Genomic DNA, 20,662 nt, shown 5'->3' with positions numbered 1-20,662 from the left:
CGGAAACTTCCCTCGCTCGTGGCGGTGCTCGTCGTTTCGGCGTGCGCCGTTCCTCCGCCTTATCGGGCGCCGGCTCCGCCGGCTCCCGTGCCTCCTCCGACGCAGGAGCCGCCGGTCGAAACACGTCCGGCTCCGGCGCCCGAACCACCCGTCGAACAACCGCTGCCCCCCGCACCGGTCGTTCGCGAGCCGGTGTTGAGCGCCGCTTCACGAGCGCTAGTGAATCAGGCACAGATCCAACTGCAGTCGAAGAACTATCCGGTTGCCGCCTCGTCGATCGAGCGCGCGCTGCGTATCGAGCCGGACAATCCGCTGCTGTGGATCGAGCTGGGCAAGGTGCGACAGGCCGAAGGAAATTACGTCCAGGCCGAGAACATGGGCCGCAAGGCGGCGTCCATGTCCGTCAACGCACCGAAGGCATACTCGTCTGCGTGGACTTTGATCGCCGAGTCGTTGCGCGCGAGAGGCAAGAACTCCGAGGCGCAGGAAGCGCTATTGCGAGCTCAGGGCGTCCGCTAAAGCGCTGTCTCAGCGGCGCCAGAACGATGGCGTCGCGATGACCAGCAGCGGGAAGATTTCCAGACGCCCGAGCAACATCGCGATCACGCACAGCCACTTGCCGGGCTCGGAAATCGAACGGAAGTTCGACGAGACTTCGCCCAATCCCACGCCGTAATTGTTGATGCACGAGGCGATCGCCGAGAACGCAGTAACGTGGTCGGCGCCCGCGATCATCATCAACACCATCAGCACCGCGAACAGAATCATGTAAGCGGCGAAGAAACCCCACACCGAATCGATGATGCGCCAGTCGACCGGCTTGCTGCCGATGCGGACTGGAATCTCGGCGCTCGGATGGATCAGGCGCTGCACTTCGCGCTGGCCTTGTTTCCAGATCAGCAGCCAGCGGATCACTTTCATGCCGCCCGAGGTGGAGCCCGCCGAGCCGCTGATGAACGTCGCGAGCAGCAGGATCACCGGGATCGCGCCTGGCCACACCGAGTAATCGGTCGTAAAGAAGCCGGTGCCGGTCTGTGCAGAGATCGCAGTGAATACTGCAAATCGCGCCGCCGTGTCCGGCGTGTAAACCCGATCGACCAGCAACATGCCCAAGGTCAGCAGGAACAAGCAGGCGACGAGTAACAGGAAGGCGCGGAACTCTGGATCGCGGAAGTAATCCTGCAGCCGCTTATAGCGCCACACGAAGAAGTGCAGCGCGAAGTTCACTGCGCCCAGGAACATGAACAACGACGCTACGATTTCGACGGCGACGTTATCGAAGTAGCCGAGACTCAAGTCGTGCGTCGAGTGGCCGCCGGTCGACACCGTGGAGAAGCTGTGCGCGATCGCATCGAACGGCGACATGCCCGCCATCCAGTAACAAGCGGCACACAGCACCGTGAGCGTCACATAGATCACCCACAGCGCCTTCGCCGTCTCGGTGATGCGCGGTGTGAGTCGCACGTCCTTCGCAGGCCGCGGGCTTTCCGCTTTCAACAATTGCATGCCGCCGACGCCCAGCATGGGCAGCAGTGCGACGGCCAACACGACGATACCGATGCCGCCGAGCCATTGGATCTGCTGGCGGAAATACAAAATGGAGATCGGCAGCTCCTCGAGGCCGACCAGCACCGTCGCACCGGTCGTCGTGAATCCCGAGACGGCCTCGAACACTGCATCGGTCAACGTGAGATCGGGGCGGTCCGAAATCAGCAACGGCACCGCGCCCGCCAGACCCAGCACGATCCAGAACATCGAAACGATCAAGAAGCCGTCGCGCACCCGCAATTCACGGTGCGCCTTGCGCGCCGGCCACCAGATCAGCGCCCCGACGACCAGCATGCCGGTGAACGAGTCCAGGAACGGCTGCCAGTGACCGTCGCCGTAGTACAGCGACACGCCCACCGGCGGCAACATGGACACGCTGAATATCATCAGCAACAGACCCAGGATGCGCTGGACGGTTAGAAAATTCATTTAGGGCCTGCGAACACGCATTTGATGGGCTCGTCCCATCAAAGGATATTTATTCATTAAATGGGTTGCGCCTCGAATCGTCTGCCGCTGCGTTACAAAGCTTGCCCATATCGACATATGGGCTGCGCTTTGCGCCTTGCTGCAGGCGATTGGAGGCGCAACGCAGCCCACCAAATGCGTGTTCACAGGCCCTAGCTTATCTGGCGTGCCGGCGCGGCACATCGAACAGGCGCTCGACCGCTTCGACGTGGCGGCGGTCGGTGAGGAACAGGATCACGTGGTCGTCGCGCTGGATGACCGTGTCGTGGTGCGCGATCAAGACCTGATCGCCGCGTGCGATGGCGGCAATGGTTGTGCCCTCGGGCAATGGAATGCTCTCGATCCGTTTGCCGATGACACGACCTTCGCCTTGCACTCCGTGCACGATGACTTCCAGCGCCTCGGCCGCGCCATGTCGCAACGAGTGCACGCGAACCACGTCGCCACGCCGCACGTGAGCGAGCAGCGAGCCGATGGTGACCTGCTGCGGCGACAAGGCGATGTCGATCGAGCCGCTCTGCATGAGCTCGGCATAGGCAGGGCGATTGATCAGCGCCATGACCTTGTGACAGCCCAGCCGCTTCGCCAGCATCGCCGACAGAATGTTTGCTTCCTCGGCGTTGGTGACGGCGACGAACGCGTCGGCGCTGTCGATGTTCTCTTCCAGCAGCAGCTCTTCATCCGCGGCGTCGCCAGTGAGCACGATGGTGTTACTCAGTTGCTCCGATACGCGCCGGGCGCGACGCGGGTCGCGCTCGATCAGTTTGACTTGATGATTGACTTCCAGGGTCTGCGCGAGCCGAAAGCCGATGTTGCCGCCGCCGGCGATGACCACGCGTCGTACCGGATCTTCGAGCCGCTGCATCTCGTTCATCACGAGGCGGATGTCTTCGCGAGCCGCGATGAAGAACACCTCATCGCCGTGCTCGATGACCGTGTCACCCTCGGGCTTGATGCTATGGCCGCCGCGATAGATCGCCGCGACGCGCGCATCGCGGCCTTCGATGTGAGTCGGCAATTGCTTCAATTGCTGACCGACCAGTGCGCCGCCTTGCAATGCCTTGACGCCGACCAGGCGAATGCGTCCGTCGGCGAAGTCCAGTACCTGCAGCGCGCCCGGATACTTGATCAAGTGCACGACGTGCTCGGTCACCAACTGTTCGGGGCTGATCGGCACATCGACGGCGAATGCGCGATCCTCGTGTGAGAACAGCCTGGTGTGCTTCGTGAAATCGGCGGAGCGGATGCGGGCCACGCGCGTCGCGTCCTTGTTGAACAGGCTCCACGCGATCTGGCACGCGACCATGTTCACTTCGTCGCTGTTGGTCAGCGCGATGAAGATATCGGCGTCGCGCGCGCCCGCGGCTTCGAGAACGCTTGGCTGCGTGCCGCTGCCGACCAGAGTGCGAATGTCGAGACGGTCCTGCAAGTCGCGCAGCAGTTCATCATTCACGTCGACGACCGTGACTTCATTCGCTGCTTCGCGCGCCAGGTGGTAGGCGGCGGTGCGACCCACCTGTCCGGCGCCGAGGATGATTATTTTCATACCGGTTCCAGGTTCGCGTACGCCAGCATCAGCCACTTGGTGCCCTGGCGCTCGAAGTTCACCTGCACGCGCGCATGGCTGCCTTGGCCTTCCAGATCGAGCACTGTGCCTTCACCAAACTTGCCGTGACGCACTCGCTGGCCGAGGCGCACGCCGCCCATGCTGCCGGGATCTTCCTGCACCCGACCGCCCATGGTGCGAGGCGTCGAGTAGATCGGGCGCGAGATCTGGATGCGGGGGCGGATCTCTTCGAGCAGCGAGGCGGGAATTTCCCTGATAAAGCGCGATGGCGTGCCATAGCTGTCCACGCCGTGCAAGCGTCGTTGCTCGGCGTATGTGAGGTAGAGCTGTTTCATGGCGCGCGTCGTGCCGACGTAGCAAAGGCGGCGTTCTTCTTCGAGCCCGTCCACATCGCTGATCGAGCGCTGATGCGGAAACAAACCGTCTTCCATGCCGCACAGGAACACCACTGGGAATTCCAGGCCCTTGGCCGAGTGCAACGTCATCATCTGCACGGCGTCTTCGCCGGCGCCGGCTTGTTCTTCGCCCGATTCCAGCACGGCGTGCGAGAGGAAGTTGGCCAGCGGTGAAATATCGACGTCGCCTTCGGGCTCATAACCCCGCGCGGCGGACACCAATTCATTCAAGTTGTCGACGCGAGCTTCGCCGCGGTCGCCTTTCTCTTGCTGATAGTGAGCGACCAGGCCGCTCGCGTGAATCACGTGATCGACCTGCTCGTGCAGCGGCAACGTGCGCGTCTGTTCCGCCAGCTGCTCGATCAGCAACAAGAAGGCATGGATCGCCTGACCGCCACGTGTGCCCATCTCCTTGATGCTCGCGCCGGCAGCCTCCCACATCGAGGTGGCATTGGCGCGGGCGTAGTTGCGGATCATGTCGAGCGTTTTGTTGCCGATGCCGCGGGTCGGCAGGTTTACGATGCGTTCGAACGATGCATCGTCGGTACGGTTGTGCATCAAGCGCAGATAACCGAGCGCGTCTTTGATTTCGGCACGCTCGAAGAATCGCAGGCCGCCGTAAACGCGATACGGAATGCGGTGCGTGAGCAACGCTTCTTCGAACGTTCGCGATTGCGCGTTCGAGCGGTACAGGATCGCGCACTCGCTGCGCAGGCCGCCCTTCATCACATAGTCGCGAATCCGATTGACGACGAAGTCCGCTTCGTCGCGCTCGTTGAACGCGGCGTACAACTTGACCGGATCGCCCTGTTCGCCGCTGGTCCACAGATTCTTGCCGAGGCGGCCGCCGTTGTTGGAGATCAGTGCATTGGCAGCCGCGAGGATGTTGCCGGTGGAGCGGTAGTTCTGCTCCAGTCGAAACATCTGGACGTTGGGATAGTCGCGACGATATTGGTGCAGATTCTCCACGCGCGCGCCGCGCCAGCGATAGATCGACTGGTCGTCGTCGCCGACCGCGAATGGCAGGCCTTCGGGCCCGGCGAGCAGCTTCAGCCACGAGTACTGGATCGTGTTGGTGTCCTGGAACTCGTCGATCAGCACATGCCGGAAGCGCTGGCGATAGTGCGCCAGCAGATCCGGGCGATCCCGGAACAGCTCGTAGGCGCGCAACAGCAGCTCGGCGAAATCCACGACTCCGGCGCGGTCGCACTGTTCCTGATACAGCTCGTACAACTTGATGAACATGCGCCGCGTCGGATCGCCGTCATCCTTGAGCTGCCTGGCGCGCAGCCCTTCGTCCTTGCGGGCGTTGATGAACCACATGATCTCTTTCGGAACCCAGCGCTCCTCGTCGAGGTTCTGCGCTCTCAGCAGCCGCCGGATGGCGCGCAGCTGATCGTCCGAGTCCATGATCTGGAAGCTCTGCGGCAGATTCGTGTCGCGCCAATGAATGCGCAGCAGACGGTGCGCGATGCCGTGGAAAGTGCCAATCCACAGCGGAGCGCTCGGCACGCCAAGCATGGTTTCGATGCGCGCACGCATCTCGCCGGCGGCCTTGTTGGTAAAGGTCACCGCCAGGATGCTGTGCGGAGAGGAGCCTTCAACCTGCACCAGCCAGGCGACGCGGTGGGTGAGCACCCGCGTTTTGCCGGAGCCGGCGCCGGCCAGGACCAGAGTCGGCGCCAGCGGAGCCGCGACGGCGGCGCGCTGAGCGTCGTTAAGTCCTTCAAGTAGATCAGAAACGTCCAGGGTCAGTCCTCACGTCAGCCGAGCCTACGTCGGGTACAGCCACCCAGGCACAGGGATGTGCCCGACGCCGCAGGCGCCACAGCGCGAGTGGCAGGATGCCCGAGTCGCTGTATTACAAGCATGCCCGAGTCGCGTATTAATCAGGTCGCGCATTCTAGCAGGCTGGCCGTTTCTATATGCTGTGCGGCTACAGCGGGTTGCCGGGAGGCGTGCATGCGTGTTTGGCGCGGGATGTTACTTTCCCATTGCGCGGTTTTGCTGACGTTGGCGGGATGCTCCAAGGCACCCGAGCCCGTGGTGCCGGCTGCTGCGCCAACCTCCGATACCGGCACCTCCAGCGTGCCGCCGGAAGCTCCGGCGACATCCGAGCCGCCCGCGGAGTCGGGGCTCGCCATCAAGCGCGGTATTGTCACACTGGCCGCTGATCGCAGCAGTTTCCGTCCCTGCGGCGAGCAGAAGGATCTGCTGCTGGTCGATCAGACCGATGGCGTGTTGAAGCGTGAGTTCGCCGGCGAGAAGGATGCGAATGGCGCGGATCAGGGGCTGAAGCTGTACGTCGAGGCGTATGGCGAGCGCGCCATGGATCAGCCCGCGCCCGAGGGCTTCGCGGGTACCTTCTTGTTGGAGGAAGCGTTGTACGCCGCGCCGGATGGGCAGACGCGCGGCTGCGGTTTACCGCCGCAGGATTACATCGTCGCCGCTCGCGGCAACGAGCCGTTCTGGGGCGTAGAGGTCAGCGAAGCGGAATTGCTTTGGCGCCAGCCCGAGGAGCCGAAGGAAATTTCCATTGCCGCGCCGCAGACGCAGGATTCCGAAGGCGCTGTGAGCTTCGTGGCCGCCAATGCCGAGCATAAGATCGAACTGCTGATCGAAGCTCAGGCGTGCCGAGACGACATGTCCGGCGAGTACTTCGCGTACTCGGCGCGCGCGACGCTGGATGGCAAGAAATACGCTGGCTGCGCGCGCGTCGGCAACATGTCCTTCTGACTCAACGTTCGCGCAGTGACAGGCTGTTGGTCGGGCCCGCGATGCGTCGCGGGCGATGCCGTCGATACAGCGAACGAAACACCAGGCCGATCGTCAGTGCCAGCAGCGGATCGGTGATCGAAGCATGTTCGGCGGGCAGCCAGATTTGCAGCAGTTCGACGACCGTGGCGATGGTCAGCATCACGCCAAAGGCAAACTCCGTGGACGCCCCCCATTCACGCACCACCCACAGCAAGGCGCCATAAAGAAACAATTTGCCGAACACCTGCACCCAGTCGACCACCGCCGGATTCCAGCCGGAATCGACCAGCGCCAGGAACGGCCAGAAATCGAACTGCGCGGCTTGTCGAGAGAAGTCGAACGGCGCGAGCTCTTCGATGATCAACAACGCGACGACCGCGAGCACCAGCGCAGCTCGCCGTGGGCGCGGTCGCAGCCGGTGCATGAGTACGACCATCGGCAACAACAACAGTAGCGCCAGCAATTCGGCGGGCACGAACGCCTGGCTCGCAACGACCAGGCGGCCGATCAGCACCGCTGCCATCAGCAGCAGCAATGTTTCCAAGCGTCGCGGCCGGCTCACCATCGCAGCGACCGCCTGATTCACGACCAGCCAGCAGGTGAGAAAGATCAGCACGGTGACGAAGTCGAACGTGGGATCGAACAGCGGCCGCAACGCCGCCTTCAGCTTGCCCAGATCGAACTGCGGCACGAACGGTGCGAAGCGCCACGCGAGCCACAGGCCGATGAGGAGTGCCGCGCCCGGATCGCGCGTTTGTTTCTCTGCGCGCGACGGCATGTGCATGAGATGACTGAGCGCTGTCCAGCCCATGCCGCCGATCGCACCGAGCAGCGTTCCACCGGAATTCAGCGCGAGATCGGCCAGGCTCGGCACGCGCTTCGATACATAGACCTGTGCGACTTCAATGCCGAGAGACAGCAGCGTGCCCAACACGGTCGCAAGCGTCACTGACGGCCCACGTCGGAGCCGCTCGTTCAGCCACAGATACAAACAGAAGCCGAGCGGCAGATAGAGCAATACGTTGGAGATGCGATCGCCGCGGCCGGCGCGCGCCCACGACAACTGACCAAGTGCGCCGAGCAAATCGCTCTGGGCATCGGGCTTGAGGTTGAACGGATACAGCGAGCCGTAGAGGATCAGCGCGATGACCGCTGCCGTCAGCCAGGGAATCGAGCTTCGTGGTGTACGCGCCGGAGCCACGATGTCGGAAGCGAGCTACGTCAGCCGGATGGTGACATAGTGATCGATCAGCAACGCTGCGAACAGCAGTGCCAGATAGGTGATCGAGTAACCGAAGGTCTGCATGGGCAGACGGGCGTCCTGGCGCACTTTGAGCTGCAGGGCGCGGAACAGGAAGAGCGAGCCGAGGATCAGCGCCGCCGCGAGATAGATCAGGCCGCTCATGCCGGTGAGGTAGGGCAGCAGCGTCACGATCACCAGCAGGATCGTGTAGAGCAGAATATGCAGCCGCGTGAAATCGCTGCTGTAGGCGACCGGCAGCATCGGAATGCCCGCCTTCGCGTACTCATCGCGTCGTGCAATCGCCAGCGCCCAGAAGTGCGGAGGCGTCCAGGTGAAGATGATCAGGAACAACAGCAGCGCGTGTGGATCGACCGAGCCGGTGACGGCCGTCCAGCCCAGCACCGGCGGAGCCGCTCCGGCCGCGCCGCCAATCACGATGTTCTGCGGAGTCGCGTGCTTCAGCCACACCGTGTAGATCACCGCGTAGCCGATCAGCGAGCAGAAAGTGAGGACGGCTGTCAGCGCATTCACACAGCCCCACAACAACACCATCGACACCACGGCTAGTACGAGTGCATAGCCCAGCGCCTGACGCTCGGTAACGTGGCCGGTCGGCAGCGGGCGATTACGTGTGCGCGCCATCTGCTCGTCGAAGCGACGATCCAATACGTGATTGATCGCAGCTGCCGAGGATGCCGCCAGGGCGATGCCCAGCGTACCGAAAATCAGCGCATTGAGCGGCGGCAAGCCGGGCGCTGCCAGGAACATGCCGGCAATGGCCGTGAACATGATCAGCATTACCACGCGGGGCTTGCCCAGCTCGTAGTAATCGCGCCAGGAGGCGGCAGGCTGAAGTGAGGAGGTTTCCACGGCGGACATAGGGGGGCGGCAGTGACCAACGGCGGATTCTACAGGCAAGTGGTTGGCCGTTGGGCGTTAGGAAGCAGTTCCGATCCTAATCCGCGACGCCTTACGTCCAACCACTTCTAGCGCAACAATCTGTTCATCCGCACCGTCGCGAGCAGCAGCAATGCGGCTACCCCGTTGTGCGCCGTGGCCAGTGCCAATGGCAACGCGCGCATAACCATGACGGGGCCGAGAATGAGCTGCGCAACCAATATCAACCCGAGCACCACGCCCGCGGTCCGCACTGCCGGCGTCGTGCCCCGTCGCCAGGCCAGGTAACTCAATGCGCCCAGGATGAGAGCCGCCGCGATTGCGCCCAGCCGATGAACGAAGTGGATGGCGACGCGCGCCGGATGATCCAGCACGCCGCCTTCGTAATCGATGCCCAAGCCCCGCCACAGCACGAAAGCGTCCTTCATGTCCATGTCCGGCCAATAGCTGTTCTGACAGGTCGGGAAGTCCGGGCAGGCGAGCGCCGCGTAGTTACTGCTGGTCCAGCCGCCGAGCATGATTTGCAGAGCGAGCATCGCCAGACCGAGGGCCGCGAGCTTGCGCAAGCCGCCGTTGTCCGAGCGCTCCACGACTTCCGGCGGACGCATTGCCAGCCAGGCGAGCAGCGACAGTGTCGACAAGCCGCCGATCAGGTGCAGAACGACGATGAGCGGCTTGAGCAGCAGCGTGACGGTCCACATGCCCAGCAGCCCTTGGAAAATCACCAGTGCGACCAGCGCGAGCGGCAGAGCCACCGGCTGCTGCGGATCCTCGCGATTGCGGATGGCGAGGCCGGCGAGCACCAGGATCAGCAAGCCCAGGCCGGAGGCGAAGTATCGATGCACCATCTCCTTGATGGCCTTGTGGTACTCGAACGGCCGATGCGGGAACGCCTGGTTGACGGCGTCGACGTTCTCGGCGGCGCTGCCCGCGCTCAAGTGACCATAACAACCCGGCCAGTCGGGGCAGCCCAGGCCCGCGGCGCTCAATCGCACCCAGGCGCCGAGCACGACCACGACCAGCGCGAGCAGCACGCCGGCCAGCGCCAGGCGGCGGAACAGAAGCAAACTTGAAGTCATGAACTGCTGAGATTCAAGGCGATTTTGAGCGGGGCGCAATGATAAGCGCCCCGACGCCGGATTTGTGTCGGTTGGGCGATTTGCCCGCACCGTCTTACAGTTATTTCACGAACGAAGCGAGCCGCGTCAGGAACGTGTAATCCCCCTCGATGGCCATCAGCGCGATCAGGATCAGCAGCGCCAGCGGCGGCACCAGGATCGCCAGCTTCAGCGCCAGCCGTTCCCAGGCCATGTGCATGAAGATCGCCACGATGAAGCTAGCCTTGATCAGCATGAACACGATGATCAGCGTCCAGCGCAGCGCGCCCTGCAGCTGGAAGTAATCGACCATGTAGGAAAATGCGCTGAAGACGAACAACAGCAACCAGATCCACAGATACAGCTTGATGGGGTGCTGCTGACCTTCCGCATGGGCGCCGTGCCCGGCTGCGTGTGCGGATGAATGATCCACAGGAACGTCCGTCTCGATGTCGTGCTGTCTTACCGCCATGCCGCTCTCCGCAAGTAGTTCGGGACGGGCGCGACCCGTCACCACAAATAGAAGAACGCGAAAATGAACACCCACACCAGATCGACGAAATGCCAGTACAGGCCGGCGACCTCGACGGTCTCGTAAGTGCCTTTGCGATCGTAGAAGCCGCTCAGCACGCGCCACGCGACCACGGTGAGGTAGATCACGCCGCCGGTCACGTGCAGGCCGTGAAAACCGGTGATCATGAAAAACGACGAGCCGAATTGCGCCGCGCCGAGCGGATTGCCCCATGGCCGGACGCCTTCATCGACGATCAGCTTGGTCCACTCGAAAGCCTGCATGCCGACGAAACACAGACCCAGCGCCGCCGTAGCAAACATCAACTGGGCAGTGCGCTTGCGATCGCGTCGATAGCCGAAGTTCACCGCCATGGCCATCGTGCCGCTGCTGGTGATCAGCACCATCGTCATGATGGCGATGAGCAACAGGGGAATGTGGTGACCGCCAACGGTCAGTGCGAAGACTTCGGCGGTATTGGGCCACGGATCGGTCGTCGACATGCGCACGTTCATGTACGACGTGAGGAAACAGGAAAAGATGAACGTGTCCGAGAGCAGGAAGATCCACATCATTGCCTTGCCCCAGGGCACCGGGAAGGCCTGCTTGTCCGCAGACCAGTCCGCGGTCACGCCTCTGAAACCAGGCTCCAATGTGGCAGGTTCGTGGCTCATGCTTGCCTCTCGCTCACGTCGATAACAACACAGCGAACAGTCCCAGCCAGACCAGCAGCAGATAGTGCCAGTACACCGAAGTGAGCTCGACGCTCAAACGCACGTCGATCAGCTCCACGTCTTTGCGCAGCGCGCGCGCGAAGGTGCGCCCCCATACCACCAATCCTCCTAGCAGGTGCAGTGCGTGCACGATGGTGAGCACGTAGAAAAATGCGACTGCTGGATTCAGCGGCGTGAACAACTCGGAATAGCGAATCTCGCGCCACGCGAGCCACTGGCCGACCAGGAACGCGAAGGTCAGCAGGCCCGCTGCAAACAAGCGCACTCGAGTCTGTTGGACCTCACTCCTGGCGACCGAAGCTCGCGCCGACTGCATGGTGATGCTGCCCAGGATCAGCAGCACCGTGTTGAACCACAGGATCGTAGGATCGCGAATCGCCTTCCAATCGCCCGCAGCCATCGGCGAGCCGTGCCCCGCGTGCTGGCCCATCCGCATGTAGTAGGCTGAAAGGAACAAACAAAACAACGAAGTGACGACGGCAAGGAAGATCCACAGGCCGATGCGCTTCGCCGAAACAGAAAAGCCCGTTGCCTGAGGAGCCGCAGCCGCGGTCGCTTCCCACGGCTTCGAGCGCAACTTCATCACCAGGATCGCCCAGACGACGATGCCAGTCGCGAGCGCGGCGTATGCGACCGTCAAGCTCATGTCGGAACCCCGTGCTCGCGACCGACCGGCGTCTTCTCGGAGTGCGGCACGTTCTGAGGAATGAAGTCCTCCGGCGCGCCGGGCACGCTGTAGTCGTAAGCCCAGCGATGCACTTCAGGCAGGTCCTTGCCCCAGTTGCCGTGCTTCGGCGGCGTCTGCGGCGTCTGCCACTCGAGCGTGGTTGCGCGCCAGGGGTTGCCATCCGCGACCGGACCTCTGAAGTAGGAGTGGATGAGGTTGTAGAGGAACACCAGCTGTGTGGCCGCGACTATCATCGCCGAGATCGAAATCCATTCATTGGCTTCATGGACCGAGGGTGGAATGAACTGAATGGCGTCGCTATAGCCGTAGTAACGACGCGGCACGCCCAGGATGCCCATGTAGTGCATCGGCAAGAAGATCGCGTACGCGCCGATAAACGTCATCCAGAAATGGAACTTGCCGAGCGCCTCGTCGAACATGCGCCCGGTGATCTTCGGATACCAGTGATAGATGGCGCCGAACACCACCAGAATCGGCGACACGCCCATCACCATGTGGAAGTGCGCGACCACGAAGTAAGTGCCCGACAGCGGCACGTCGACCGTCACGTTGCCAAGAAACAATCCGGTCAGGCCGCCATTGATGAATGTGAAAATGAAGCCGATGGCGAACAGCATCGGCACGGTGAGGTGCACGTCGCCGCGCCAGATGGTCAGCACCCAGTTGTAGACTTTGATGGCGGTCGGCACCGCGATGATCAGCGTGGTGGTCGCGAAGAAGAAGCCGAAGTACGGATTCATGCCGCTCACGTACATGTGGTGCGCCCACACGACGAAGCTCAGACAGCCGATGGCCAGGATCGCCCACACCATCATCCGATAGCCGAAGATGTTGCGGCGGGCGTGCGTGCTGAGCAGATCCGACACGATGCCGAACGCCGGCAGCGCGACGATATAAACCTCCGGATGCCCGAAGAACCAGAACAGATGCTGGAACAGCAGCGGACTGCCGCCGGTGTGCACCGTCTTCTCGCCCATGGAAGCGACCGCCGGCATGAAGAAGCTGGTGCCGATCACCGAGTCCAGCGTCATCATGATCGCGGAAACGAACAGTGCAGGGAACGCCAGCAAGCCGAGGATGGAGGCCATGAAGATGCCCCACACCGACAGCGGCATGCGCATGAACGTCATGCCCCGGCAGCGGGCCTGCAGCACCGTCGTCACATAGTTCAGACCGCCCATGGTGAACGCGACGATGAAGATCGCGAGCGACGCGAGCATACAAATGATGCCCCAGGTCGCGCCCGGCGTGCCCGGCAGCACCGCTTGCGGAGGATACAGCGTCCATCCGGCCCCGGTGGGACCGCCGGGGACGAAGAAGCCGGCGACCAGCACCAGCACCGCGAGCAGGTAGAACCAGAAGCTGAGCATGTTCATGTACGGGAACACCATGTCCCGGGAACCCAGCATCAGCGGAATGAGATAGTTGCCGAAGCCGCCCAGGAACAGCGCCGTCAGCAGATAGATCACCATGATCATCCCGTGCATGGTGATGTACTGGTAGTACTCCTGCGGGGCGATGATGTTGAACGTATCCGGAAATCCCAGCTGCAGCCGCATCAGCACCGACATGGTCAGCGCCACCAGGCCGATGGCGGTCGCCACCAGCGCGTACTGAATGGCGATGACCTTGTGGTCCTGACTCCAGATGTACTTGCGGATGAAACTCTGCGGATCGTGCAGGGCGTGTTCGTGATCGCGATCGGCGATTGCTACAAAAGCCATCGACACACACTCCTTCTACATGTTCGGATAAGTCTTCTGGTCTCGCCTGTGAGCGGGTTTATAAAGTCCGTATGTAATCGAGCACGTCGGCGACGGCCTGATCGTCGGCGAGCACCTTCGCCATCGATCGCATCTGGGCGCCATGAAAGTCTTGTGGGTGACCGCCGCGAACGCCGTCGCGGAAGTGCTGTAGCTGGCGCGCCATGTACCAGTCGCTCATGTTGGACAGCCGGGGCGCGTTGGTCGCCCAGATGCCCTTGCCGGTGTCGCCGTGACAGGACGAGCAGGTTTCATACAGTTCCTTGCCGCGCACCGGATCGCCCACCACGCTGGCCGGCGGCCGCACTTCTGGCAGGGTCTTGATGTAAGCAACCACGTTTCGAACCGCAGCGTCGTCGCTGAGCATGGACGCGAACGGAATCATCTGTTTCGCAAACGCGTCCTGGTCATTCGAGCCGCGCACGCCCGCTTTGAAGCTCTGCAGTTGCCGCACCAGGTACCAATCGGATTGGCCGCTGAGCTTCGGCGCATTCAATTCGCGATTGCCTTCGCCCTTTGCGCCATGACACGCAGAGCACGCTGTAAACAACGCCTGGCCCGCGGCCGGATCGCCTTTGGTCGCGGCGAGCGTTTGTTCGAACGTCGGCTGCGCATCGAGCCACTTATCGAAGTCCTCTTGGGTGTTCACGACGACCCGGCCACGCATGGCGAAGTGAGCCATGCCGCAGAGCTGCTCGCAGAGCACGTCGAATTCGCCGGTGCGCGTGGGCGTGAACCAGAAGTGCGTGACCATGCCCGGCACCATGTCCATCTTCACGCGGAATTGCGGCACGGCGAATTGATGATTCACATCCTTCGCGCGCAACAGCACTTTCACAGGCTTGTCGATGGGCAGGTGCAGCTGCGGGTTGGCGACCAGCACGTCGTCCTGACCCACGGCATCGTTCGGATCCATGCCGAACGGATTGTCGACGCTGATCAGGTGCGCGTGCGACGCGCCGAGCTCACCGTCCTTGCCGGGAAATCGATAAGTCCAGGCCCACTGCTGACCCAGCACTTCGACTTCCGATGCGTCCTCCGGCACGGTGACGAACTTGGCCCACACCGACAGACCCGGCGCGAGCATCGCGGCGATGCCTACCGACGTGATGCCGGTCAGCCACCATTCGAGTTTCTTGTTCTCCGGCTCGTAATGGGCTTTGTTGCCCTGGCGGTGCCGGTAACGAATGATGCAGTAGGCCAGGAACAGATTGACCGCGACGAACACCACGCCGGTCACCCAGAACGTCACGTCGACGGTCGAATCGACGGTGTCCCAGTTGGAGGCGATGGGCGTGAAGTACCAAGGGCTCAAGAAATGAAACAGCACCGTGGCCACGACGAGCACGATCAGTGCGATCGCTATCAGCATTGGCGGTTCCCCTCTTCGTTTCCCTGAAGCGCACTTGTTGGTTGTTGTTGTGTCTTCAGGTTCTGGGTGCGGCTACTCGCTCCACGGAGGTGAACGGGTTGATGAAGTGGGAATCGATGCCGACCATCTCGCAATCCGCATGACGCTCTGCCATCACTTTGCGGACCGCTCCTTCCTGGTGCTTACGAACATAGACCAGGACCAGATATTTGCCGGCGGCAATATCGTCGTGGAATTTCTTGAGCTTGTTGTTCTCGGTGGCGATGCCGGTGAGGCCGCCTTCCCACGCACCGAACAATGTCGCAGCGCCAACCAGAATGGCGTAGACCAGTGTCGGGACTTCGAAGTCGGGGCCGAAGGGTTTGAAGTACATCAACAGCCCGACGCCGATCAGGCCGGCGACGAAGCCGAGCGCCGCGCCGATGAAACCATCCCGGACAATGTCCAGTGTTTCTAAATAATTCGAGGAGTGAATGTGCTGTTTCTTGAGGCCGCACTCGTCCTTGGAGATGACGTGGATATAGAAATCTTCGACGCCCACTTCATGCAGATCATCTGAAACATCCTGTGTGCACTTCAGCGTCGACGACAGGTAGTACATGCATTTCATGGCAATCCCCCGGGCTGCTGCAGAACTAATCAACCGTTACGCGATACCTCTTTATGCAAATCCAGCCTGCGCGCGATGAAATGCCGTGGCGCACTCCTTCGCTAGCGGCACGAGTGTGTCACAGTTATCCGATATGCGACAGCTTCAGTAATTTCTTTAAATCTTCCAACAATGCCTTTTGCGGCGCATCAGCCTCATATTTCATCATCAGGTTGCCCAGCGGATCGACCAGATAAATGCGTCCGAGCCCGGGCGCCTGAGCTGCATCCGGGAATGTTTCTAACAATGTTTGACCCGGGGAATTGTCGATGCGTCCGAGCAACAGGCCGCTTTGTTCAGTCTCGAGATAAGCCTGGTCGCAGCAGTTGCCGGTCGCCAGAAACACGCGCTGGACTCGTTCCATTTTGTCGCCGAGCGCCAGTCTCGTTTGACGCATCAACGTAAGTGCTTCCCGACACCTGGTGTCACAGGCGCCATCGCCGATGAACACCATGCTCCATTTGCCGCGCAGAGCGTTGGCTGCAAGCGGTTGATTCGTCGCCCCCGGCAGTTCTACTTCCGGTAGTGGCCGCGCCGGATGGATCAAATCGCCTTTGTTGGTATTGCCGTGGGGACGTACGCCCACGCCGTAATAAAGCAGGAACGCCAGCGCCAGCGGCGCGAAGAATGCGCCGACCAGGATCCAGATTTGCTTGCGGGCGACCGGTCGAGGCTGGGCCGGATCAACGGGACGATTCATCTGTTGCCTTCTTGGTACGGAAGCCGGTGATAACGAACAGAACGACGGCAGCGATGGCGAACGCGAACCACTGCACGGCGTAGCCGATGTGACGGTCGGGACGAAAGCCCAGATGGGCCTCCCAGATGCGTTCGAAGCCGTCGGGTTGTGAAGCATCGAGCAACAACACTCCGGGAAGGAGCTTCTGACCCAACTGCTGCTCTAGTACAGGCTGCTGAGGAAAGCTGAGCACACGCGGCCACGGAGCGTTCGCATCCACCGGCGGCGCCTCGAGCTCAATCCCGGCTCGAGGCAGCTCATCGACGGTTCCGGTAATCGTGCGCTCCTCATTTCCGACCCGGATGTCGGGCAACTGAGTGCGAGAGCTGCCGAGCGGCAACCAACCCCTATCTACCAACAGCCAACCTGCTGCCGTCTCGAAAGGGGTGAGCACTCGATAGCCCGGCTGACCCGAATGCGAGGGCATATTGTCGAGCAGGATCTGGTGCGCTGGATCGAAACGACCCGAAACCTCGGCTCGCTGATAGCGCGGCAGGCTGGCGGCGTTCTGCGGGGTGATTGCGACCTGGGTCGTCTGCGCTGTCGCGTACTGATCGAGCAGGGCCTGCTTCTGGTCCGCCCGGCCGAGCTGCCAGAAGCCGAGCCACATGAAGAACGCCACGCCGAACACGGTCAGCGCGGCGCCGAACATGCTCGGGCGCCAAACGCGGGTCTTCGGCTTTGTGTCGGTAGCGCTCACGATATACTGCTTGCGATCCGCGTCTGTCGGATCAGGAGAGTGCCATGGTCAAGTTCTTCATCATCGCCTGCCTGGTTGCCATCGTGCTCAGCATGGCCTCCGGGCTGTTCTATCTGGTCACCGACAAGGGTACGTCGAAGAAGATGGTCAATGCGCTGTCGGTGCGCGTCGGACTGTCCGTGTTGCTGTTCCTGCTGTTGCTGCTGGCCTGGTCGCAAGGCCTGATCACGCCGCACGGCATGTAAAGCAAAAAGGCCGCCGCGTTCAGTTGAAGCGGCGGCCCCGGGAAATCGCGGAGCGCTCTGTGAGAGTCAGCGCTCCGCCCAATAGTGCTGTGGCGGCTTACAGCCAGTACACGAATACGAACAGGCCCAGCCACACCACGTCGACGAAGTGCCAGTACCAGGCCACGCCTTCGAACGCGAAGTGATGGGTCGGCGTGAAGTGGCCCTTCAAGCAACGGAACCACACCACTGCCAGCATGATCGCGCCCATGGTCACGTGGAAACCGTGGAAGCCGGTCAGCATGAAGAAGGTCGAGCCGTAGATGCCCGAGGTCAGCTTCAGGTTGTAGTGCTGATAAGCCTCGATGTACTCGTGCGCCTGCAGGTACACGAACAGGAAGCCCAGCGCGATGGTCAGGCCGAGGAAGATGTTCAGCACGGCGCGGTTGCCGGCCTTGATGGCGTGGTGCGCGATCGTGATCGTGATGCCCGAGGTCAGCAGGATCGCGGTGTTGATCGCCGGCAGACCGAACGCAGGAATCACGTCGAAGTCGCCGCCCACGTCGCCCGGACCGTCGGTCGGCCAGGACGCTTCGTAGTTGTCGCCGCGAATGATTTTGGTCAGTGCGCGCGTGCCTTCGCCACCGAGCCAGGGCACCGAGAAGTTACGCGCGTACCACAGCGCGCCGAAGAACGCCGCGAAGAACATGACTTCGGAGAAGATGAACCACATCATGCCCATGCGGAACGAGCGATCCACCGCGTCATTGTAGAAGCGGCCTTCGCTCTCCTTGATCACGGCGCCGAACCAGCCGGCGAACATGAACAGCAGGATGGCAAAGCCCACCGTCATCACCCACGGACCGGCGTTCGAGTGGTTGAGCCACATCGCCGCTCCGCCCACGGTGAGGAACAGCGACACCGAGCCGACCAAGGGCCACGGGCTACTGTGGGGAACGTAATACTTCTCGGACGGCGCGTGCGTGGTCTGTGCGTGGGCCATAGTTATCTGCCACTCATTTCAAAACGAATCAGTTCAGTACGAAAATCAGCTCGTGCTCTTCGCGTCGTACATGACATACGAGAGCGTCAAGCGATCGATGTTCACGGGCAGCTTCGGATCGACGATGAAGCGCACCGTGAGCTCCCGCTCCTGTTGCGCTTCGAACGGCTGCGGCGTGAAGCAGAAACATTCGGTCTTGTGGAAGTACTTGGTCGCTTGCAGCGGCGCGATGCTGGGGATGGCCTGCGCCACCACCGCCTGATTGCGCAAGTTGCGCGCATAGAACTTCGCTTCGCTCAAACGCCCGGGATGCACTTCGAGGCTGCCCACTGCCGGCCGGAACTCCCAATCGCCGATCGCCGGCGAATCCGACAGCAGCTCGATCGTCACCAGCCGGTTCTTGTCTTCCGGCGCGGTGAAGCTGCTCGCCTCCACCAGCTTGGTGCGATCGCCGTAACCGGTGACGTCGCAAATCACGTTGTACAGAGGCACCAGCGCGAAGCCGAATGCGAAGCTGCCGGCAGCAAAAATCCACAGCTGCCGGGTCAGCGAGCGATTCGCCTTCTTGAGCGGTGCGTCTGTCATGTCAATGCGACCGCATCACCGCCATTGCGATGAAACCGAAATAGAACGTCGCGGCCAGCAGCAACAGCCAGATGACTGTGCGCTGGATACCCCGCTTGCGTTCCGGATCGCGAATCTCGGTAGCCATTATTTCACTTCAGGAGCGGTTTCGAAGCTGTGATACGGCGGCGGCGAGCTCAGCGTCCATTCCAGGCCGTGCGGACGGCCGCTGTCCCAAACCTTGTCGCTCGCCTTCTCGCCGCCACGGATGCACGCGACGATGACGTAGACGAACAGCAGCTGCGACAGGCCGAAGCCGAATGCGCCGATCGAGGAAATCATGTTCCAGTCGGCGAACTGCGTGGAGTAGTCCGGGATACGACGCGGCATGCCGGCCAGGCCCAGGAAGTGCTGCGGGAAGAACAGCACGTTCACGAAGATGGTCGACAGCCAGAAGTGCGCCTTGGCCAGCTTCATGTTGTACATGTGGCCGGTCCACTTCGGCAGCCAGTAGTACGCAGCGGCCATCAACGAGAACACCGCGCCCGGCACCAGCACGTAGTGGAAGTGCGCCACCACGAAGTAGGTGTCGTGGTACTGGAAGTCCGCCGGCACGATCGCGAGCATCAGGCCGGAGAAGCCGCCGATCGTGAACAGGAACAGGAAGGAGATCGCGAACAGCATCGGCGGCTCGAAGCTGATCGAGCCCTTGAACATGGTCGCGGTCCAGTTGAACACCTTCACGCCGGTCGGCACCGCGATCAGCATGGTCGCGAGCATGAAGAACATCTGACCGGCCAGCGGCATGCCCACCGTGAACATGTGGTGCGCCCACACGATGAACGACAGGAAGGCGATCGAAGCGGTCGCGTACACCATCGCGTCGTAGCCGAACAGCGGCTTGCGGGAGAACGTCGGGATGATCTCCGAGACGATGCCGAACGCCGGCAGGATCATGATGTACACCTCGGGGTGACCGAAGAACCAGAAGATGTGCTGGAACATCACCGGGTCGCCGCCGCCGGCCGCCTCGAAGAAGGTCGTGCCGAAGTAGTGGTCGGTCAGCAGCATGGTCACGGCGCCCGCGAGCACCGGCATCACGGCGATCAGCAGGTAGGCGGTGATCAGCCAGGTCCACACGAAGATCGGCATCTTCAGCAGCGACATGCCAGGCGCGCGCATGTTCATGATCGTCACGATCACGTTGATGGCGCCCATGATCGAGGACGCGCCCATCAAGTGCACGGCGAAGATCAGCATCGGGAACGCCTCGCCGGTCTGCTGCGACAACGGCGGATACATGGTCCAGCCGCCGGCCGGCGCGCCGCCCGGCACGAACAGCGTGCCGATCAGCATGGTGAAGGCGAACGGCAGGATCCAGAAGCTGAAGTTGTTCATGCGGGGCAGCGCCATGTCCGGCGCGCCGACCTGCAGCGGAATCATCCAGTTCGCGAGACCCACGAATGCCGGCATGACGGCGCCGAAGATCATGATCAGCGCGTGCATGGTGGTCATCTGATTGAAGAACATCGGATCGACCAGCTGCATGCCGGGCTGGAACAACTCGGCGCGGATCACCAGGGCCATGGTGCCGCCGACGAAGAACATCAACAGGCTGAACAGCATGTACAGCGTGCCGATGTCCTTGTGATTGGTCGCGAACAGCCAGCGACCGATGCCCTTCGCGGGGCCGTGATCGTCGTGGTGATCGTGTGCAGCGTGAGCGTCGTGTGCGTGTGCCAT

The 20,662-nt window shown here is 62.0% G+C and carries 21 protein-coding genes; 3 read left to right on the top strand and 18 right to left on the bottom strand.

The window, feature by feature from the left end; translation table 11 throughout:
* Positions 1-87 precede the first annotated feature (87 nt).
* Positions 88-519: a tetratricopeptide repeat protein gene (locus tag EK373_RS04250; RefSeq protein ID WP_129641485.1), complete on the top strand. Its 432-nt coding sequence runs from the start codon at positions 88-90 to the stop codon at positions 517-519.
* Positions 520-528: 9 nt separating this feature from the next.
* On the opposite strand, the gene EK373_RS04245 is transcribed toward EK373_RS04250, so the two are convergent.
* The 3 genes from EK373_RS04245 to uvrD form a co-directional block, all read right to left on the bottom strand.
* Complete coding sequence (locus tag EK373_RS04245) at positions 529-1,977, bottom strand: TrkH family potassium uptake protein (RefSeq protein WP_129641484.1); 1,449 nt, start codon at positions 1,975-1,977, stop codon at positions 529-531.
* Between the two features lie 196 nt (positions 1,978-2,173).
* Entirely contained in the window at positions 2,174-3,562 is a 1,389-nt protein-coding gene (gene trkA, locus EK373_RS04240; protein WP_129641483.1) for a Trk system potassium transporter TrkA, read from the bottom strand.
* Positions 3,559-5,727, bottom strand: a complete 2,169-nt coding sequence (gene uvrD, locus EK373_RS04235; RefSeq protein ID WP_129641482.1) for a DNA helicase II — start codon at positions 5,725-5,727, stop codon at positions 3,559-3,561. Before uvrD ends, trkA begins: the two co-directional genes overlap by 4 nt.
* 213 nt (positions 5,728-5,940) lie before the next feature.
* Here uvrD and EK373_RS04230 point away from each other — a divergent pair, with 213 nt between their 5' ends.
* Complete coding sequence (locus EK373_RS04230; protein ID WP_129641481.1) at positions 5,941-6,714, top strand: COG3650 family protein; 774 nt, start codon at positions 5,941-5,943, stop codon at positions 6,712-6,714.
* Between the two features lies 1 nt (position 6,715).
* On the opposite strand, the gene EK373_RS04225 is transcribed toward EK373_RS04230, so the two are convergent.
* The 11 genes from EK373_RS04225 to EK373_RS04175 form a co-directional block, all read right to left on the bottom strand.
* Positions 6,716-7,936: a VanZ family protein gene (locus EK373_RS04225; protein WP_157994209.1), complete on the bottom strand. Its 1,221-nt coding sequence runs from the start codon at positions 7,934-7,936 to the stop codon at positions 6,716-6,718.
* 15 nt (positions 7,937-7,951) lie between these two features.
* Positions 7,952-8,857: a heme o synthase gene (locus tag EK373_RS04220; protein WP_129641479.1), complete on the bottom strand. Its 906-nt coding sequence runs from the start codon at positions 8,855-8,857 to the stop codon at positions 7,952-7,954.
* 107 nt (positions 8,858-8,964) lie between these two features.
* Positions 8,965-9,954: a COX15/CtaA family protein gene (locus tag EK373_RS04215; RefSeq protein ID WP_129641478.1), complete on the bottom strand. Its 990-nt coding sequence runs from the start codon at positions 9,952-9,954 to the stop codon at positions 8,965-8,967.
* A 100-nt stretch (positions 9,955-10,054) separates the two neighbouring features.
* On the bottom strand, positions 10,055-10,444 hold the full coding sequence (locus EK373_RS04210; protein ID WP_129641477.1) for a cytochrome C oxidase subunit IV family protein: 390 nt from the start codon (positions 10,442-10,444) through the stop codon (positions 10,055-10,057).
* A 38-nt stretch (positions 10,445-10,482) separates the two neighbouring features.
* On the bottom strand, positions 10,483-11,157 hold the full coding sequence (locus tag EK373_RS04205; RefSeq protein WP_129641476.1) for a heme-copper oxidase subunit III family protein: 675 nt from the start codon (positions 11,155-11,157) through the stop codon (positions 10,483-10,485).
* Between the two features lie 13 nt (positions 11,158-11,170).
* Positions 11,171-11,863, bottom strand: coding sequence for a cytochrome c oxidase subunit 3 (locus EK373_RS04200; protein WP_129641475.1), 693 nt, complete (start codon positions 11,861-11,863; stop codon positions 11,171-11,173).
* Positions 11,860-13,629, bottom strand: coding sequence for a cbb3-type cytochrome c oxidase subunit I (locus tag EK373_RS04195; RefSeq protein ID WP_129641474.1), 1,770 nt, complete (start codon positions 13,627-13,629; stop codon positions 11,860-11,862). Before EK373_RS04195 ends, EK373_RS04200 begins: the two co-directional genes overlap by 4 nt.
* A gap of 58 nt (positions 13,630-13,687) precedes the next feature.
* Positions 13,688-15,040, bottom strand: a complete 1,353-nt coding sequence (locus EK373_RS04190) for a c-type cytochrome (RefSeq protein ID WP_129641473.1) — start codon at positions 15,038-15,040, stop codon at positions 13,688-13,690.
* 55 nt (positions 15,041-15,095) lie between these two features.
* Positions 15,096-15,650 carry a hypothetical protein gene (locus tag EK373_RS04185; RefSeq protein ID WP_129641472.1) on the bottom strand — a complete coding sequence of 185 codons (555 nt, stop codon included), beginning with the start codon at positions 15,648-15,650 and terminating at the stop codon, positions 15,096-15,098.
* Positions 15,651-15,774: 124 nt separating this feature from the next.
* Complete coding sequence (locus EK373_RS04180) at positions 15,775-16,389, bottom strand: hypothetical protein (RefSeq protein WP_129641471.1); 615 nt, start codon at positions 16,387-16,389, stop codon at positions 15,775-15,777.
* Positions 16,373-17,128 (bottom strand): SURF1 family protein, encoded by a 756-nt coding sequence (locus EK373_RS04175; protein WP_129641470.1) that lies wholly within the window; start codon positions 17,126-17,128, stop codon positions 16,373-16,375. Before EK373_RS04175 ends, EK373_RS04180 begins: the two co-directional genes overlap by 17 nt.
* 44 nt (positions 17,129-17,172) lie before the next feature.
* On the opposite strand from EK373_RS04175, the gene EK373_RS04170 reads away from it, so the two are divergent.
* Positions 17,173-17,373: a twin transmembrane helix small protein gene (locus EK373_RS04170; protein WP_129641469.1), complete on the top strand. Its 201-nt coding sequence runs from the start codon at positions 17,173-17,175 to the stop codon at positions 17,371-17,373.
* Positions 17,374-17,470: 97 nt separating this feature from the next.
* Here the strand turns inward: EK373_RS04170 and EK373_RS04165 are convergent, their stop codons facing one another.
* From EK373_RS04165 to ctaD, 4 genes are read right to left on the bottom strand one after another with little or no spacing between them, the layout of a single operon-like run.
* Positions 17,471-18,355, bottom strand: a complete 885-nt coding sequence (locus EK373_RS04165; RefSeq protein WP_129641468.1) for a cytochrome c oxidase subunit 3 — start codon at positions 18,353-18,355, stop codon at positions 17,471-17,473.
* A 45-nt stretch (positions 18,356-18,400) separates the two neighbouring features.
* Positions 18,401-18,940 (bottom strand): cytochrome c oxidase assembly protein, encoded by a 540-nt coding sequence (locus EK373_RS04160; RefSeq protein ID WP_129641467.1) that lies wholly within the window; start codon positions 18,938-18,940, stop codon positions 18,401-18,403.
* 1 nt (position 18,941) lies between these two features.
* Positions 18,942-19,067 (bottom strand): hypothetical protein, encoded by a 126-nt coding sequence (locus EK373_RS33930; protein ID WP_269813032.1) that lies wholly within the window; start codon positions 19,065-19,067, stop codon positions 18,942-18,944.
* Positions 19,067-20,662, bottom strand: coding sequence for a cytochrome c oxidase subunit I (gene ctaD / locus EK373_RS04155; RefSeq protein ID WP_129641466.1), 1,596 nt, complete (start codon positions 20,660-20,662; stop codon positions 19,067-19,069). The genes EK373_RS33930 and ctaD overlap by 1 nt, the downstream gene beginning before the upstream one ends.

The sequence above is a fragment of the Peristeroidobacter agariperforans genome (genome assembly GCF_004138335.1).
GTDB classification, from domain to species: Bacteria; Pseudomonadota; Gammaproteobacteria; order Steroidobacterales; family Steroidobacteraceae; genus Steroidobacter; species Steroidobacter agariperforans.
This window is presented reverse-complemented; position numbering and strand designations above follow the sequence as displayed.